Origin of the sequence: Psychrobacter sp. W2-37-MNA-CIBAN-0211, assembly GCF_040309405.1 — a bacterium.
GTDB lineage: Bacteria > Pseudomonadota > Gammaproteobacteria > Pseudomonadales > Moraxellaceae > Psychrobacter > Psychrobacter glaciei.
On sequence record NZ_JBEOOU010000015.1, the window covers coordinates 78,824 to 94,629 of the forward strand.

General features: G+C 43.2%; 16 protein-coding genes. 5 read left to right on the forward strand and 11 right to left on the reverse strand.

What is annotated here, in order from left to right; translation table 11 throughout:
- Positions 1-226: 226 nt before the first annotated feature.
- From AAEY72_RS12480 to AAEY72_RS12530, 11 genes are all read right to left on the reverse strand, one after another.
- Complete coding sequence (locus tag AAEY72_RS12480) at positions 227-943, reverse strand: response regulator (RefSeq protein WP_010197939.1); 717 nt, start codon at positions 941-943, stop codon at positions 227-229.
- A 638-nt stretch (positions 944-1,581) separates the two neighbouring features.
- On the reverse strand, positions 1,582-1,998 hold the full coding sequence (locus AAEY72_RS12485) for a F0F1 ATP synthase subunit epsilon (RefSeq protein WP_010197949.1): 417 nt from the start codon (positions 1,996-1,998) through the stop codon (positions 1,582-1,584).
- Positions 1,999-2,113: 115 nt separating this feature from the next.
- A complete protein-coding gene (gene atpD / locus AAEY72_RS12490; RefSeq protein WP_010197951.1) occupies positions 2,114-3,547 on the reverse strand; it encodes a F0F1 ATP synthase subunit beta in 1,434 nt (477 codons plus the stop codon).
- A 38-nt stretch (positions 3,548-3,585) separates the two neighbouring features.
- Complete coding sequence (gene atpG, locus AAEY72_RS12495; protein WP_194620933.1) at positions 3,586-4,467, reverse strand: F0F1 ATP synthase subunit gamma; 882 nt, start codon at positions 4,465-4,467, stop codon at positions 3,586-3,588.
- 228 nt (positions 4,468-4,695) lie between these two features.
- Complete coding sequence (gene atpA / locus AAEY72_RS12500) at positions 4,696-6,240, reverse strand: F0F1 ATP synthase subunit alpha (RefSeq protein WP_010197953.1); 1,545 nt, start codon at positions 6,238-6,240, stop codon at positions 4,696-4,698.
- 93 nt (positions 6,241-6,333) lie between these two features.
- Positions 6,334-6,957, reverse strand: coding sequence for a F0F1 ATP synthase subunit delta (locus AAEY72_RS12505; RefSeq protein WP_189586005.1), 624 nt, complete (start codon positions 6,955-6,957; stop codon positions 6,334-6,336).
- A gap of 13 nt (positions 6,958-6,970) precedes the next feature.
- Complete coding sequence (locus AAEY72_RS12510; protein WP_010197957.1) at positions 6,971-7,441, reverse strand: F0F1 ATP synthase subunit B; 471 nt, start codon at positions 7,439-7,441, stop codon at positions 6,971-6,973.
- A 117-nt stretch (positions 7,442-7,558) separates the two neighbouring features.
- On the reverse strand, positions 7,559-7,807 hold the full coding sequence (gene atpE / locus AAEY72_RS12515) for a F0F1 ATP synthase subunit C (RefSeq protein WP_010197960.1): 249 nt from the start codon (positions 7,805-7,807) through the stop codon (positions 7,559-7,561).
- Between the two features lie 33 nt (positions 7,808-7,840).
- A complete protein-coding gene (gene atpB / locus AAEY72_RS12520) occupies positions 7,841-8,710 on the reverse strand; it encodes a F0F1 ATP synthase subunit A (protein ID WP_010197962.1) in 870 nt (289 codons plus the stop codon).
- A 687-nt stretch (positions 8,711-9,397) separates the two neighbouring features.
- Positions 9,398-9,796 carry an ATP synthase subunit I gene (locus AAEY72_RS12525; protein ID WP_352310715.1) on the reverse strand — a complete coding sequence of 133 codons (399 nt, stop codon included), beginning with the start codon at positions 9,794-9,796 and terminating at the stop codon, positions 9,398-9,400.
- A 376-nt stretch (positions 9,797-10,172) separates the two neighbouring features.
- Positions 10,173-11,057 (reverse strand): metal ABC transporter solute-binding protein, Zn/Mn family, encoded by an 885-nt coding sequence (locus tag AAEY72_RS12530; protein WP_352310716.1) that lies wholly within the window; start codon positions 11,055-11,057, stop codon positions 10,173-10,175.
- 118 nt (positions 11,058-11,175) lie between these two features.
- On the opposite strand from AAEY72_RS12530, the gene AAEY72_RS12535 reads away from it, so the two are divergent.
- From AAEY72_RS12535 to dksA, 5 genes are all read left to right on the forward strand, one after another.
- Complete coding sequence (locus AAEY72_RS12535) at positions 11,176-11,715, forward strand: Fur family transcriptional regulator (protein ID WP_352310717.1); 540 nt, start codon at positions 11,176-11,178, stop codon at positions 11,713-11,715.
- A 110-nt stretch (positions 11,716-11,825) separates the two neighbouring features.
- A complete protein-coding gene (locus tag AAEY72_RS12540) occupies positions 11,826-12,623 on the forward strand; it encodes a metal ABC transporter ATP-binding protein (protein ID WP_352310718.1) in 798 nt (265 codons plus the stop codon).
- Between the two features lie 76 nt (positions 12,624-12,699).
- A complete protein-coding gene (locus AAEY72_RS12545; RefSeq protein WP_194620937.1) occupies positions 12,700-13,518 on the forward strand; it encodes a metal ABC transporter permease in 819 nt (272 codons plus the stop codon).
- 298 nt (positions 13,519-13,816) lie between these two features.
- Positions 13,817-14,665 (forward strand): metallophosphoesterase, encoded by an 849-nt coding sequence (locus AAEY72_RS12550; RefSeq protein WP_352310719.1) that lies wholly within the window; start codon positions 13,817-13,819, stop codon positions 14,663-14,665.
- 465 nt (positions 14,666-15,130) lie between these two features.
- The gene (gene dksA, locus AAEY72_RS12555) at positions 15,131-15,571 is read left to right on the forward strand and encodes an RNA polymerase-binding protein DksA (RefSeq protein ID WP_010197974.1); all 441 of its coding nucleotides are present in this window, start codon (positions 15,131-15,133) and stop codon (positions 15,569-15,571) included.
- The last annotated feature ends 235 nt before the right edge of the window (positions 15,572-15,806 follow it).

Genomic DNA, 15,806 nt, shown 5'->3' on the forward strand with positions numbered 1-15,806 from the left:
CCGCTATGTTTTGATTTTATGTGCCAGTAATCTGATTACCTATGCGCATCACATCTATTTAGTCAGTATCTATAATAATGGCTTAATTAAACCACATAACACCACATTTAAGTTCAAAAATTAAGATTTCGCCACAAAAAAACCAGCATCATTGCTGGTTTTTTTATCTAACTTACACTAACAATCAATCTTTGCATAAGCAAAACTGGCTAATTCAGTTAATGAATTAGTTGCCTTCTTTGACAAATAAATAACCTTTACTACGTACGGTTTTGATACGTTTTGGATTTTCTGGATCATCACCGATTTTTGGACGAATGCGCGAGATACGTACGTCAATCGAGCGATCTTGACCATCATACTCAATACCACGTAGACGCTCAAAAATATCTTCACGAGAGAGAATACGACCAGCATTAGAAGCCAGCAACCATAGCAAGTCATATTCAGCACTGGTAAAATCGACCAACTCATCGCCTAAATTCACTGAACGACCACCATTATCGATGACCAATTCGCCAAATTCTAAGCGTTGTGGCACATCTTCTGATGGTGCATTTTCCGAGCGACGCAATAAAGCACGGATACGGGCAAGCAGTACACGCGGCTGAGCAGGTTTGGCGACATAATCATCGGCACCCATCTCAAGACCCAATACCTGATCCATATCTTCAGTACGCGCAGTCAACATCAAGATAGGGTTCTGATAGTGCGGACGTACCTCACGGCAGACTGTAAGCCCATCGCTACCAGGAAGCATGACATCAAGCACGACCAAATCTGGTTGTTCGTTGACAATGCGGCGAATGGCACGATTGCCATCAGTCTCAATTGCCACTTCTAAACCGTTTTTCACCAAGTAATCTTGGGTCAACATGGCCAGACGCTCATCATCCTCAACAATCAAAATTCGGGGGGTGTTGTCTTCTTCAGTTGTTGTCATTGTTATATCCTCTAATACATCTAATTTAAAAGCAGTAAAAGTAAGAGCGGTAAATTAATAGCGCCACCGAGTGGCACAATTGATGTTCGTATAGCTGTTACAAACTTGGTAGGACAGTATACTATTAAACATACAGCTTCCTATACTATAGCTTATAGTCGTTAACAAAACCTATAAACTACGACTATTAAAACTTTAGTTTGCGTCCAAGATTATATGATTTGTACTGCCAAAAAACCTAACACACTCTCTATCAAGCAGTTAAGAGGCCAATAGGTATGAACCATCAAACCCTTAGATAAAATAGCTCTAGTACGTTTTTGATATTCTTGGTAATTGTTGCCCAACAGCTAATATAGCGAGATATATGGATTGCCGCTAGTGACTTTTGCATAAAATTATTAATATTGGCTATCTATTAATTAAAAGGGCGAACTATATCGTGTATTTATTCAAACCTAACACAGAAACCCCGCATTACACCGAATAGTTTAATATTTCATAGCGAATAGCTTGATACATCGTACCACGACCTAAATTCATACCAAATAATGAGCAAAAAAAACAGCCCATGATGGACTGTTTTTTGAGATATAAGATTGGATTAAACGTAAAGTTTAACACGGCAAATAATAAGACTAAGCACGGTTTTTGTACTTACGGATAGCTTGTAGCTGTCCTACGGACTCTGCCAATGATGCCAAGGCGGCGTTGGTTTGTACCGTATCTGATTGATTGACCAGCATTTGCTCTGCTTTTTTACGTGCTTCAACAATTTTGCTTTCGTCAAGATTATGGGCGCGCATCGCTGTATCAGCCAATACCGTGACCATTTTTGGTTGTACTTCTAGTACACCACCTGATACGTAAATCACTTCTTCTTCACCGTTTGGTGTTTGCACTCGCATCGCACCCGGTTTTAACAAAGTAATAAGCGGTGTGTGACCTGGCAATACACCAATCTCGCCTTCGGTACCAGTCGCTATTAACATGCTAATTTCGCCTGAATACAACTCTTCACGGGCACTTACGACGCGACATTGTAACGTTGCCATACTTAACTCCTTACTATCAAAACGCGATCAAAAAACAGTAAAAACTGTAATGCGTTACTGATGAGTAGATAAACGTATTATAGCCTATCTACTCGTTAGCCAATGCTTGAGCAACTTACGCTGCAGAAGATTTCATTTTTTCTGCTTTGGCAACAACTTCATCGATGCCACCAGCCATATAGAAGGCCTGTTCTGGTAAGTCATCGTATTCACCAGCGATGATTGCTTTAAAGCTAGCAATGGTATCGCGTAGTGGTACATATTTACCAGGTGCACCAGTAAAGATTTCAGCAACGTGGAATGGCTGTGACAAGAAGCGCTGAATCTTACGAGCGCGATAAACGACTAGTTTATCTTCTTCTGACAACTCATCCATACCCAAAATTGCGATGATATCTTTAAGCTCTTTATAGCGCTGTAGAATTTCTTGAACACCGCGAGCAACGTTGTAATGTTCTTCACCGATCACTTGTGGATCTAGCTGACGTGAGGTTGAATCCAATGGATCAACCGCAGGATAGATACCTTGTGATGCGATATCACGGCTTAGTACAACCGTTGCATCCAAGTGAGCAAACGTCGTAGCAGGTGATGGATCCGTCAAATCATCCGCAGGGACATATACGGCCTGAACTGACGTGATTGAACCTGACTGAGTTGATGTAATACGCTCTTGTAGCATACCCATCTCTTCAGCTAGTGTTGGCTGATAACCAACCGCTGATGGCATACGGCCAAGCAGTGCTGATACTTCAGTACCGGCTAGTGTATAACGATAGATATTATCAACGAACAGCAATACGTCACGACCTTTACCAGTAGCAGGATCTTTCGTATCACGGAAGTACTCAGCCATAGTCAAACCAGACAGCGCAACACGTAAACGGTTACCCGGTGGCTCATTCATCTGACCATATACCATGGCTACTTTAGATTTACTAAAGTCTTCAGTGTTTACAACGCCAGCTTCTTGCATTTCGTGATAGAAATCATTACCTTCACGAGTACGTTCGCCGACACCAGCAAATACTGACAAGCCTTCATGCTTAAGCGCGATGTTGTTGATCAATTCCATCATGTTGACTGTTTTACCAACACCAGCACCACCAAATAGACCAACTTTACCACCTTTAGCGAACGGGCAAAGTAGATCGATAACTTTGATGCCTGTTTCTAACAATTCAGTACTGTTTGACTGATCCGCATAGCTTGGCGCTTCACGGTGGATAGACCATTTTTCGTCAGCTTCTACAGGACCTTCTTCATCGATAGGACGACCAAGAACATCCATGATGCGACCTAGGGTACCAATACCGACAGGCACAGAAATAGGTGCACCAGTATTAGTAACAGGTAGGTTACGCTTTAGGCCTTCAGTTGAACCCATGGCAATAGTACGTACGATGCCATCACCTAATTGTTGCTGTACTTCTAGGGTGGTTTCAGTACCATCTACTTGCAAAGCATCATAAATCTGAGGAACTTCACTACGGTTGAACTCAACGTCAAGAACCGCGCCAATAATCTGTACAATACGACCGCTACTCATTGCGTTCTCCTTGAACTTCTATATATAGGTGTAGTCAATTATGAAACAGCAGCAGCACCGCCAACGATTTCCGAGATTTCTCGGGTAATCGCCGCTTGACGCAGCTTGTTATAAACCAACTGTAAATCGTTAATTAGGTCACCAGCATTATCTGTTGCCGCTTTCATCGCAACCATACGTGACGACTGCTCAGAGGCAATGTTTTCCATTACCGCTTGATAAACAATCGACTCAATATAACGGCCAAGCAATTCATCAATCAACGTCTTGATGTCAGGCTCGTAGATATAATCCCAGCTAAGTTCTGTCTGTATACCGCTCTCTTCGTCACCAAATGAGCCCTCTGGTAGAGGTACTAATTGATTGACGGTTGGCTTTTGAGTCATGGCATTAACGAATTTGTTATATACCACATAGATACGGTCTATATTACCGTTACTATAATCCTCAAGCATGGCCTGAACGGGTGCATTTAATTGCTCAAACGTTGGTTTGTCGCCATAGTCGGTCACGGCTGAGGTGACTTTTCCGCCGAAATTTTTGAAGAAACTGACGCCTTTGGCACCGATGACTGCAAACTCAGCTTGAACAGACTGATCTTGATACTCATGAATGCTTTTGGTGAGCGCTTTGAATAGGTTAATATTCAAACCACCTGCGAGACCACGATCAGAGGTAACGACAATATAGCCGACCTTGTTGACCGGACGCGATACCATATAAGGATGCTTGTAGTCTGATGAGGCATGCACCAAATGTGAAATAACCCGGCGCATACTATCAGCATACGGGCGACCCACTTCCATGCGCTCTTGGGCACGGCGCATCTTACTTGCTGCTACCATTTGCATAGCGCGAGTAATTTTTTGGGTGCTTTTAATACTGGTGACTTTGGCACGTATCTCTTTTAAGCTTGCCATAATGATTCCAATATAAGAGGGTTAAAAAGCATTGGCGCCTGCAACAATTTTTTAATATAAAACATTGAACTGATCAAATAATATTTTAAATCTTGTGGCAACACGCGATCTAATACCGATGATGGTTAACACAGTGACGCGCCTGTCTTAGCAAAAAGCTTATCAGACAACGCGTCACCTTATAAACTGTCAACGACAGCCATAACTAGTTCGGCTTAACCCGTTAAATTAATAACTGTGATTTTGTTTAAAGGTCTCTAAAGCTGACTTTAAACGACCTGCGATATCATCATTATAGTTCGCAGTATCATCAATCTCACGCATCAATTCACTTTGCTCATCATGCATATAACGTAAGTAAGATTCTTCGAAAGCACCAATTTTTTCAACTGGAACGTCTGATAAGAAACCTTCGTTTGACGCATAGATAACCGCTGCTTGCTCAGAGATAGACATTGGCTGATACTGTTTCTGCTTCATCAGTTCAGTCACACGCTCACCATGATCAAGCTGTTCACGAGTCGCGTCATCAAGATCTGAGGCAAACTGAGCAAATGCTGCTAGTTCACGATACTGGGCTAGTGCGGTACGGATACCACCAGACAGCTTCTTAATAATCTTAGTCTGAGCAGCACCACCAACACGAGATACCGAGATACCAGCGTTGACTGCTGGACGGATACCTGAGTTGAATAGGCTAGACTCTAAGAAGATCTGACCATCAGTGATTGAAATCACGTTAGTCGGTACGAATGCAGATACGTCACCAGCTTGGGTTTCAATAATAGGCAATGCGGTTAAAGAACCTGTTTTACCCACTACTTCACCATTGGTGAATTTTTCTACGTACGCAGCATTTACGCGTGATGCACGCTCAAGTAAACGTGAATGTAAATAGAATACATCACCAGGATACGCTTCACGACCTGGCGGACGACGTAGCAATAGTGAAATCTGACGATAAGCAACTGCTTGTTTTGATAAGTCATCAAAAACAATCAGAGCATCTTCGCCGCGGTCACGGAAGTATTCGCCCATCGTACAACCTGAATACGGTGCGATATACTGTAGTGCTGCTGGCTCTGATGCTGAAGCAACTACTACTGTAGTGTATTCAAGTGCACCAGTTTGCTCAAGCTTACGTACGACGTTTGCAATGGTCGAACGTTTCTGACCGATTGCCACGTATACACACTTGATACCAGATGATTTTTGCGCAATGATCGCATCGATAGCCATCGCGGTTTTACCCGTCTGACGGTCACCAATGATAAGCTCACGCTGACCACGACCGATTGGAATCATGGTATCAACGGCTTTATAACCAGTCATTACTGGTTGATCTACTGACTGACGGTCGATCACGCCTGGGGCGATTTTTTCGACTTTGTCAGTCATTTTGGCATCGATAGGACCTTTGCCATCAATAGGATTACCCAAAGCATCAACAACACGGCCTAGCAGCTCAGGACCTACGGGTACTTCAAGAATGCGACCAGTACAATAGGCTTTTTGGCCTTCTTGTAGTTTTAGGAAGTCGCCCAGTACTACCGCACCAACAGAATCACGCTCTAAGTTAAGCGCCATCCCATAGATTTCACCTTCAAACTCAATCATTTCGCCGTACATGGCATCTTCAAGACCATGAATCTGCACGATACCGTCAGATACTTTGACAATCGTGCCTTCATTCTTTGCAGTTGCACCCGCATCAAGGTCTTGAATACGCTGCTTAATCAGGTTACTGATTTCCGCTGGATTCAATTGTTGCATTGCCTTGTTTCCTTTAATTTATGATAACCCGCCCACTGACTTAAATGCTCTTACTATCACGCAGTTTTTATATGGCTACGTTGATGAATGGCATTAGGCAGTTAGCTGTGTTTTTAACTGTTGTAACTTGCCGCGCATCGAATCATCAATGATTTTGTCACCGACTTTGATCGTAGCGCCAGCCAAAAGACTAGGATCAACCGACTCATGAATCACCACACTAGCATTTAGCGAAGCAGCAAGACGTGTTTGGAGCATGTCACGCTGTGCATCGGTCAATGGATAGGCGGAGGTCACGTAGGCATCAAGCTGCTTTAAGCTGGTTGCCTTATGACGGCGATAATGCGCATAAACTTCAGGAAGCAGCGCCAGACGCTCTTGTTCTGATAACTGATTAACGAAGTTACTAAGTGCCACTGATACTTTTGGATAGCTGGCGTTGTTGTCTGGGCGAGCCCCTTGGGCCTCACCTAATAACTGCTTAAAAGCAGAATCATCAGCGCTAGCTACTTGTGTATCATAAAGATCGATCAAAGCAGCTGACTTATGCTCAGCAGAAACAGCTGGATTGTCTAGCCAAGTACTGAACGACTTGTCATTGACAATGTTACTGGCAATAAATAAGAAGTTTTCCCACTCATTTACTACCCCGTTTTCATTGGCATAGTCAAACGCGGCTTTAGCGTACGGTCGTGCTAAGGTTGATAAGTCAGCCATTATATCCTCACAATTACAGCTTCGCCGCCAGTTGGTCTAACATACTGGCATGTTTTTGCACATCGACTTTGTCTTGCAAAATCTTTTCTGCACCAAGCACAGCCAGTTCAGCAACTTGGGCACGCAATGATTCACGCGCTTGATTGATTTCTTGGTCGATAGATGCTTGCGCTTGTTGACGAATGCGCTCGCCTTCCGCTTGGGCTTGCGTTTTGGCATCTTCGACAAGCTGGTTGGCGCTCTTGTTCGCTTGCTCGATTAGAGCAGCAGCTTTAGTCTTTGCAAGATTAAGCTCCTGCTGGACATCTTGCTCCGCGGTCGCCAGATCTGCTTTTGCTTTTTCTGCGGCATTCAAGCCTTCAGCAATTTTACGCTGACGCTCATTGATGGCACCGATAAGTGGTGGCCACACGAATTTCATGCAGAACATCACAAAGATTGCAAAAGCAATGGCTTGACCGATGAGGGTAGAATTGATATTCACGTGATCACCTCTTTGTTAATGAAAAATCAGTTTCATTGATCATATTTGATAGCCAAACTTTGGCTATGGTTAAGATACAAACTTTGGCTACCAAACATTTACAACTGAGCTTTCTGATTAACCTGCTAGAGGGTTAGCGAATAACAATAGCATAGCAATACCAACACCGATCATCGGAATAGCATCAAGAAGACCTGCTACGATGAACATACGAGTTTGCAATTGTGAGCCAAGTTCTGGCTGACGCGCAACACCTTCTAAGAATTTGCCGCCTAGAATAGCAAAACCAATACCTGTGCCAAGTGCGCCAAGACCGATAAGTAGCGCTACTGCTATAACTGTGTAACCACCTAATACTGGATCCATTGATGTATCCTCATTTACCTATTGAATGTCTAATTAATGTTCAGTTGATGATGCAAGCGACATGTAAACTATCGTTAGCATCATAAATACGAACGCTTGAAGTGTAATAATTAAGATGTGGAAGATCGCCCACGGTACTGATAACGCCCATTGAATCCAAAACGGCATCAGGGCAATCAGTATGAAAATCAATTCCCCAGCATACATGTTACCGAATAGACGCAAGCCAAGTGATACAGGCTTTGCAATTAAGGTAACTGCTTCTAGAATAAAGTTAATGGGAATCAAAATGGCTTGCATGATTGGGTTTTTGGCACTAAACGGATGGAGTGTTAACTCACCGACAAAACCACCCAACCCTTTTTCTTTAATGCTATAAAAAATAATCAGCGCAAAGACAGAAAATGACATGCCAAGCGTGATGTTAGGATCAGTCGTTGGCACAATCTTGAAGAATACGTGATGTGGATCATGACCCATCATGGCGCCAACTTGCCCCGCAAGACTTGGAATAAAGTCGATAGGCAATAAATCCATCAAGTTCATCAAGAAGATCCACACAAAAATAGTCAACGCCAGTGGCGCAATCAGTTTTGAGGTACCACTATACGAATCACGAACGTTGTTATCAACAAACTCAACGATCAACTCAACTGCTGCCTGAGTTTTGCTTGGTACGCCTGAAGTGACTTTTTTGGCAACCATCCAAAAGATGGTGCAAAACAAGATACCTAGGCCAACTGACCAAAGCATAGAATCAAGATGGATAGCTTTAAAGCCCATAAGCCCTGCTTCTTCAGCAGTATAGGCAACTTTCCAGCCTTCGCCCGGCAAATAGCCGTACGTCCAATTCGTTAAGTGGTGAGAGATATATTCTGATGATGTTTGTTGCTCGGATGCCATAATGTAAGCTTCTTATTAATCAACGATTTAATCAACTACCAAAAATACGGTTGTCATCTGATGAGGCGATTGGCGGGTCTTTTTCCCACGTGTCTCACGTAAGGAGATAAAACCAACCAAGGCGCTCATGTAACCAACAACATCCAACCCATAGTTCTATTTACTAGTGCTATATACCTAGCTTAGTATAAATTTTAGCTATCAAAAAAGGGCTTATGATTATTCATTAATAGCCCTTTAATGTTTATATCGAATAGGTGTCTGCTCATACCTGCCTTTTTAGGCAAACGCTTAATATAGCGTCCAAAAACAAAGCAGTTAGCTGCCTATATTAATGCAGCGTTGTATTCGTGTAAAGTCTATTATGACTTTTTTATCCGCTGTATGAACAAGTTAGCGGCTATTGACCTTTAGTGGCATGGGTTTGCATCATTCGTGAAATTGTAAAAATAAAATTATAAGTGATGGCAATTAACCAAACTATCTCTTATCTATAAGACTATTTTTACTTTTTACGCTAATTTCAACGACTTATAGCAGTAACTTATAAGTCCACACCTTAACGTCAAATCAGTTATTTGTCATTCTTTTGGCTTTGTGAAGCTAGCCATAGAGAAGTTGGACGGCAGGATGACTTATCTAACGCTAATAGATACTTACTCACTTCAATACTGATCGTAAAGAGTGCTAGCGTATGTGCCACAACATCCAACTGTGACTAATTTGCATTACCATAAAACCGATGAACAACGCAGGCGCTGATAGGGGTTGTACGGTAATAAAAATTAGTGCGAAACCAAACACTGTCAGTAGCCATTTGACCATCTGACCTCGATATAGCTGGCTGACAATATGCCGGCGCGCGCGATATCCAGTATGCCAAAAGATAAAATTTGCAAAGACGGCTTGTGTGGCATAACTAAGTAGCGCACCGATTGCGGTACTTTTTGCTACTATGAGCCCACTGTCGAGCCAAATCACATCTACTACCCAACCAATAATAATCAGGATAAATAAAATCCATGCTTGGCGTTTCAGGTAGATGCCAATCTCATCTTTTTGCGTGCGTTTGGCAGGCTTGGTCATCAGCAGCTATCCTATAGTATTGGGATAATGTCGCATATTTGCCACGATTTTATCCGTGACCAGTTTATTCATGACCATTTTATCCATGAAAAGTCACTATACAGACGTTGCCTTTTAACCAAAATAAAACGCCACTTATTATAGGGAGCGCGCGCGCGATTAGCAAGTAAAATATGCGTCTTATCAAGCATTTGATTGTTTAGCGCTAACGCTCCCTCTAAAAACTTAGTAAAGCCTAGCTAATATCTTATAAAACAAAGGTCTTGGTGCTCGACAATTTGATAATGCTATCGAGCACCAAGACCCTTCTAAATAACGCTTTATGCTAGGGCATGCCCTTAATCTCGACAAAAGCGAGTAAATGGGCTAAAAATGGCTATGCGATACATTGGCGGATTTGCTGCGCCATACTCTGCCAACCACTAACGAAGTCTTTACTGGTGCTCATGTCTTCAGCTTGCACGGTACTCTTTACAGGTTGTAGTTTAGCGAGCAACCCTTTAGCTGGCGCACTTGGACTAACCAAACACATTTGCTTGGCAGGACGCTTCTCATTTAGCCAGCGTAACTGACTGGCTTTTGGCGCTAAATGATGATCGGTGCTTAGACTACCAACGAGCTGTAGCTTTAAGCTTTCCTCCATATACTGATAGGCATCGTGATACGCCCAATAAGGCAATGCCTTTGTCGCTGTGCTCTGCTTTGTGGCAAGCACTTCTTTATCCAGTCGTTGAGCAAATTTTTGTGCATTGGCTTGATAGAGAGCTTTATATTGTGGATTTGCATGGCTATGAATCACGGCAAGCGCACGGGTGATGGCTTTGGCATTTTCAGGATCGAGCCAAATATGCGGGTCTAGCGTGCCAGTGATAGCTTCGCCTTTGATATCGCGTAGTGGGTGGCGGTTGAACGCATCAAACTTGAATAAAGCAATGGCATTGGGCGCGCTATTGAGACTGGCGGCCAAATTGTTTTCTAATGGCTCGCCAAACCATACCACAAACTTGCTGTCTTGAATGGCTTTTATATCGCCCGGACTAATACTGCCGTGATGCCCCACCTCCCCTGCTTGCAATAATTGCTTGGCAGGCGGCGCACCTTCCGTCACGGCTTGACTCAACAAGAACAATGGATAATTACTCACGCTAACGGTGGCGGCTTGGGCGCTCAACGTCAGACAGCTTAACGCGACTATCCCAGTAATGAGCAGTCGCTGTAGTACAATGATCGAGCGTAAAGAATGGCTGAAAAATGAATTCATAATAGGCTCTTTAATATTAAGTTGAGGCAGCATACCTGTTTTTCATTTCATTATGTTATACTATAACAATAAAAAACGCCATCATAAAAAGGTGTCATATTTTTTAGGAGTTTGTCCTATGTCCACTACTTCATCGACATGCGAACATTTGCACGATGTGCAACATTTTACCGCGCATGATATAACCGAGCGCTTGACGGCGGCAAAAGAACAATGCCGCATAAGTGGTGTACGCTTCACGCCATTGCGGCAGCAGATATATCAGTTAGTACTGGCCGCCAATAAGCCCGTTGGTGCCTACGACTTGATCACACAATTGCAGCAAATGCGCTTATCAGAACCGGATGCACAAGATTCTGCGCCGACCAATCAGCAGACGCCAAAGAATGTCGCGCCGCCAACGGTTTATCGCAGTTTGGAGTTTTTATTGGGCGAAGGCTTGATACATCAATTAACCTCTATCAATGCTTATGTGCCCTGCTGTCACCCACGCGCCCAGCATACCGCCGCATTTTTAATTTGCGATCAATGCCAGCGAGTGCAAGAATGTAGCAGCTTACCGGTACAAGAAATGATGAGCTTTGCGGAGCAAGATGTCGGCTTTATCGTCGCTCGTAGTGTCATTGAGCTCAGTGGACGTTGCCAAGCATGCCAATAAAGCTTGCTGTATTTTTTCTTTATTAAGTACTGATCTAGGTACTTATTATTCAGTATTTAGCATTCAGTACTCAGCCATTTATCATTTACCAATATATTAGTCACTAGCCTATGAGCCTGCCCATTTCACCATCAGAGCAATCGTCTGCGTCTATCAGTCTGGATAATAAGACCAACCAAGCTAGCCAGCTGCTGAGCTTAAGCGATATCAGCTATGACATTGGTTCGCAACGCTTGTTATCACATATTAATATCGATATTGCGGTTAACGAGACAGTCAGTCTTATTGGGCCAAATGGCGCTGGTAAATCGACGTTGGTTAAGCTTATTTTAGGGTTGATTGAGCCAACTAAAGGGCAAATGACGCCCCATCATAAGTTACTGCTTGGCTATGTGCCGCAGCGCTTTGCGGTACCGCCGATATTGCCATTACGAGTCTGCGACTTATTGGCGCAAGCAGATAAGAAACGCTTAACGGCTGAGCAACGCCAGTTTATCTTTGATAATTTATCGTTGACGCACCTGCTATCACGGCAGATGTTGCATCTATCAGGCGGTGAAACGCAGCGAGTTTTATTGGCTCGTGCCTTGCTAGATAAGCCCAATTTATTGATTCTAGATGAGCCGATGCAAGGACTTGACCCTGATACCGAGGTTTGGCTCTATCAGTTTATTGATGAGCTACCGGACTTCTTACGCTGTGCCATGCTAGTAGTGTCGCATGATTTGCATTGGGTGATGAAAGGCAGCCGACGGGTCATTTGTTTGAATAAGCATATTTGCTGCGAGGGACAACCAAGCGAGCTTGCCATTAGTAGTGAGTTTCAAAAGCTGTTTGGTCATCATTATGAGCAGCCTTATGTCCATCAGCCGCATGCCTGTGAACATCACGCGCCAAGCGAGTTGTAATCATCATAACCAAACGACTAAAGCGAAAAAATGCTTTACGACCTTTATTTTATAAACCGTTTATTGGATACATGATATGAGTGCTTGGTTAGCCATTATTGCGCCTGCTTGGATTGCTGGCAGTATTTTAGCATTGCTATCCGCGCCCCTAGGGTGTTTGGTATTGTGGCGACGCATGGCATTTTTTGCCGATGCCTTGGCGCATGGCACTCTGCTAGGCGTCGCATTGGCTGTGTGGTGGCAACTGCCTATGGGAATTGGCATTGCATTGGTTAGCGTGATAGTGGTACTAGGACTCGTGATGATAGATGATGAGCGTTTGCCCGTCGATTCCGTACTGGCGGTGGTTGCAGTGTCTCTGCTATGTTTGGGGCTGTTAGCGCTGACCCAGCTGACCGATCAGCAAGCCAACGTGTTGGGGTTTTTGTTTGGTAATTTGCTCGAGCTTGATTGGGCAGACTTGCCATTAATAGGCGGTAGTGTACTGGTAGGACTGGTATTGCTCACGTATATTTGGCCTGCACAAATTAAGCTTGCTACTCACGAAGCATTAGCACGGATTCAAGGCGTCAACCCAACACGGCAACGGCTGTTTTTTATGGGATTATTGGCAGGGTTTTGTGCCATTGCCCTGCAAGCAGTGGGTAGTTTATTAATCAGTGGCTTGCTGGTGCTACCGGCTTTAACAGCACGTTTGTGGTCAGCATCACCAAAACAAATGGTGATTATCGCGCTGCTTATCGCTCAGCTTGGGGTCACCTTAGGTGTTTGGGGCAGTATCTGGCTTGATATTCAGACTGGACTATCTATCGTACTGGTATTGGCTATTTTATTTTTTGCAGCGCTGATTTTATCAAAGGTGCTAACGGCAAAGTTTTGGACGATGCGCCGTTAGTTATGCCATCTTTATTGTTACGTAGAGACCTTTCATTATTCCTTTGTCCAACTTTATTTCATCAATATTGCTAGAGCTTTCATTCACTTTATGATATAAACTTTCCTTAATGCTATCAACGTAATAGTTAGTAGAATGCTGCATATCGCTCGTTTTGTAAGTGTAGGGCTATAAGCGGCAACATCTTCCATCAAGGATGGGAGAAATGCGCCATAAGACCCCGTAACTAAAAGTGATCGATTTATCCATATTCGTTTTAATAGCAATACTTGTTTTGATTCGATAAGGGACTGACCCAATGCTAAGCTATCCTGCCAATAACATCAGCACGCCAGATGAACAGCTAAACGTGTTGCAGATCACTGATTTGCACTTATCAACGCCCACCTCTGCCCCAGCTAATGACGACATTGACAATAATTCCGATATATCTGTCTGTCAGCATAGCTTTGAAAAAGTCATCGAACAAGCATTAAATGAAGACATCCGCTGTGACCTGATCGTGGTGACGGGCGACTTGGTGAATAAAGTAAAGCCTGCTATCTACGACCATATTTTTGAGGTATTACAAGCGACTGATATTCCTTTTGCCTGTATTGCTGGCAATCATGATGTCACTGATGAGATTGGTAGCGATTTACCTTTTTTTGAGCGGGAACTCGTCGCCCAGCCGATGGATACGCGTTTGCTAAGTCGACACGTTATTGAGACGGAATACTGGCAATTGCTATTACTGGATTCCTCTATTTCTGGGCAGGTGGCAGGAGAAGTGACAACAACCGATATTGACTGGTTATGTGTGCAGTTGCAAGAATGCAGTAAGCCTGCGCTTATTGCCTTGCATCACCACGTTATACCGATAGAGTCTGACTGGATCGATACTCATATGGCAAAGAATACCGAGGCTTTTTGGCAGCATATGGAACCATTTGAGCAATTAAAAGTAATCATTAGCGGTCATACCCATCAAGCACAAGTGCGCCACCGCCAAGGGGTCAGCGTTTATAGCACGCCCTCGACTTGCTATCAGTTTAAGCCTTATAGAGATGACTTTGCTTACGATGAAAACGCGCGCCCCGGTTATCGCTGGTTGCAATTAGCCAACAATGGAGAGGTTGCAAGCTGGGTTAAAAGGTTGGATACTTGATGCCCAGTTTTATCGGCGTCAAAAACACTGTAATTATCTTTGTCCATATGTTTGATTTAATACAAAAATTTCGTCCATATGGTTGGCAAAATCAAACTTTGCTTTATGATAAGTGAATAACGATACTGATGAAACCAAACCGCGTTAGGATGGTAACGCGTCTAATCGTAAGCAAAATTATAATAGCTAGGATGGCTACATTGACCACAAGCTAAGTTTTCACAGTCAGTCATTTGTCGCATTATTTAGGCCCAGCCATTTAAATAAAAATATGCATAACAATATACCTGACCATTGATATAAACATATCAATATAACCGTACGATGAGTTCAGCTGTGTTACTTGTGTTACCAAGTGGTAAAACGTTTTATAAAGGGACAACTTATCGCGTTTGTTAAACTTATAACGTCTTGTCTTTTGATATGTCGTTTTATTGAATTAATTTGAAAAAGTAGGATACCCATATGAGCACCGTGACCACGAATCCGAGTGATGTTAAGTTTACTCCTTATGTGCCTGCCAAAGACGAAGAGTATATGTCTGATGCGCAGTTAGAGCATTTTAAGGCTATTTTGTTGGATTGGAAGCAGCAACTGATTGGCGAAGCAGATCGCACCAAGACTTATATCCAAGATGAGTCTAGCGCCATGCCGGATATTAATGACCGCGCCACTCAAGAAGAAGAGTTTGCCCTGACGTTGCGTACGCGTGACCGTGAACGTAAACTCATTCGCAAAATCGATAAGTCTATGGCAGAAATTGACAATGATGATTATGGATTTTGTGAAACTTGTGGGGTAGAGATTGGCTTGCGTCGTCTTGAAGCACGTCCAACAGCAACTCAATGTATCGACTGCAAGACGTTATCTGAGATCAAAGAGCGTCAAAACCAAGGTCATACCTAAACGCCCTCTTATGCTAGCGCATGTAAATGCGTGCTGACAGGCTTTATAATAACGAGCGACCATTTATTGGTCGCTCGTTGCGTTTTATAGATCTTGGTGTAATGGACAAAATTCATGCTAGAAATTAGAAGGTAGTCGCTAATGGACAAAATTCATGTTATTTGAGTGTCTTTGACCCTAAAAAGTCTTTAATAAACCGTAACTTACGATACTCATTTAGCCCATGATGACTGTG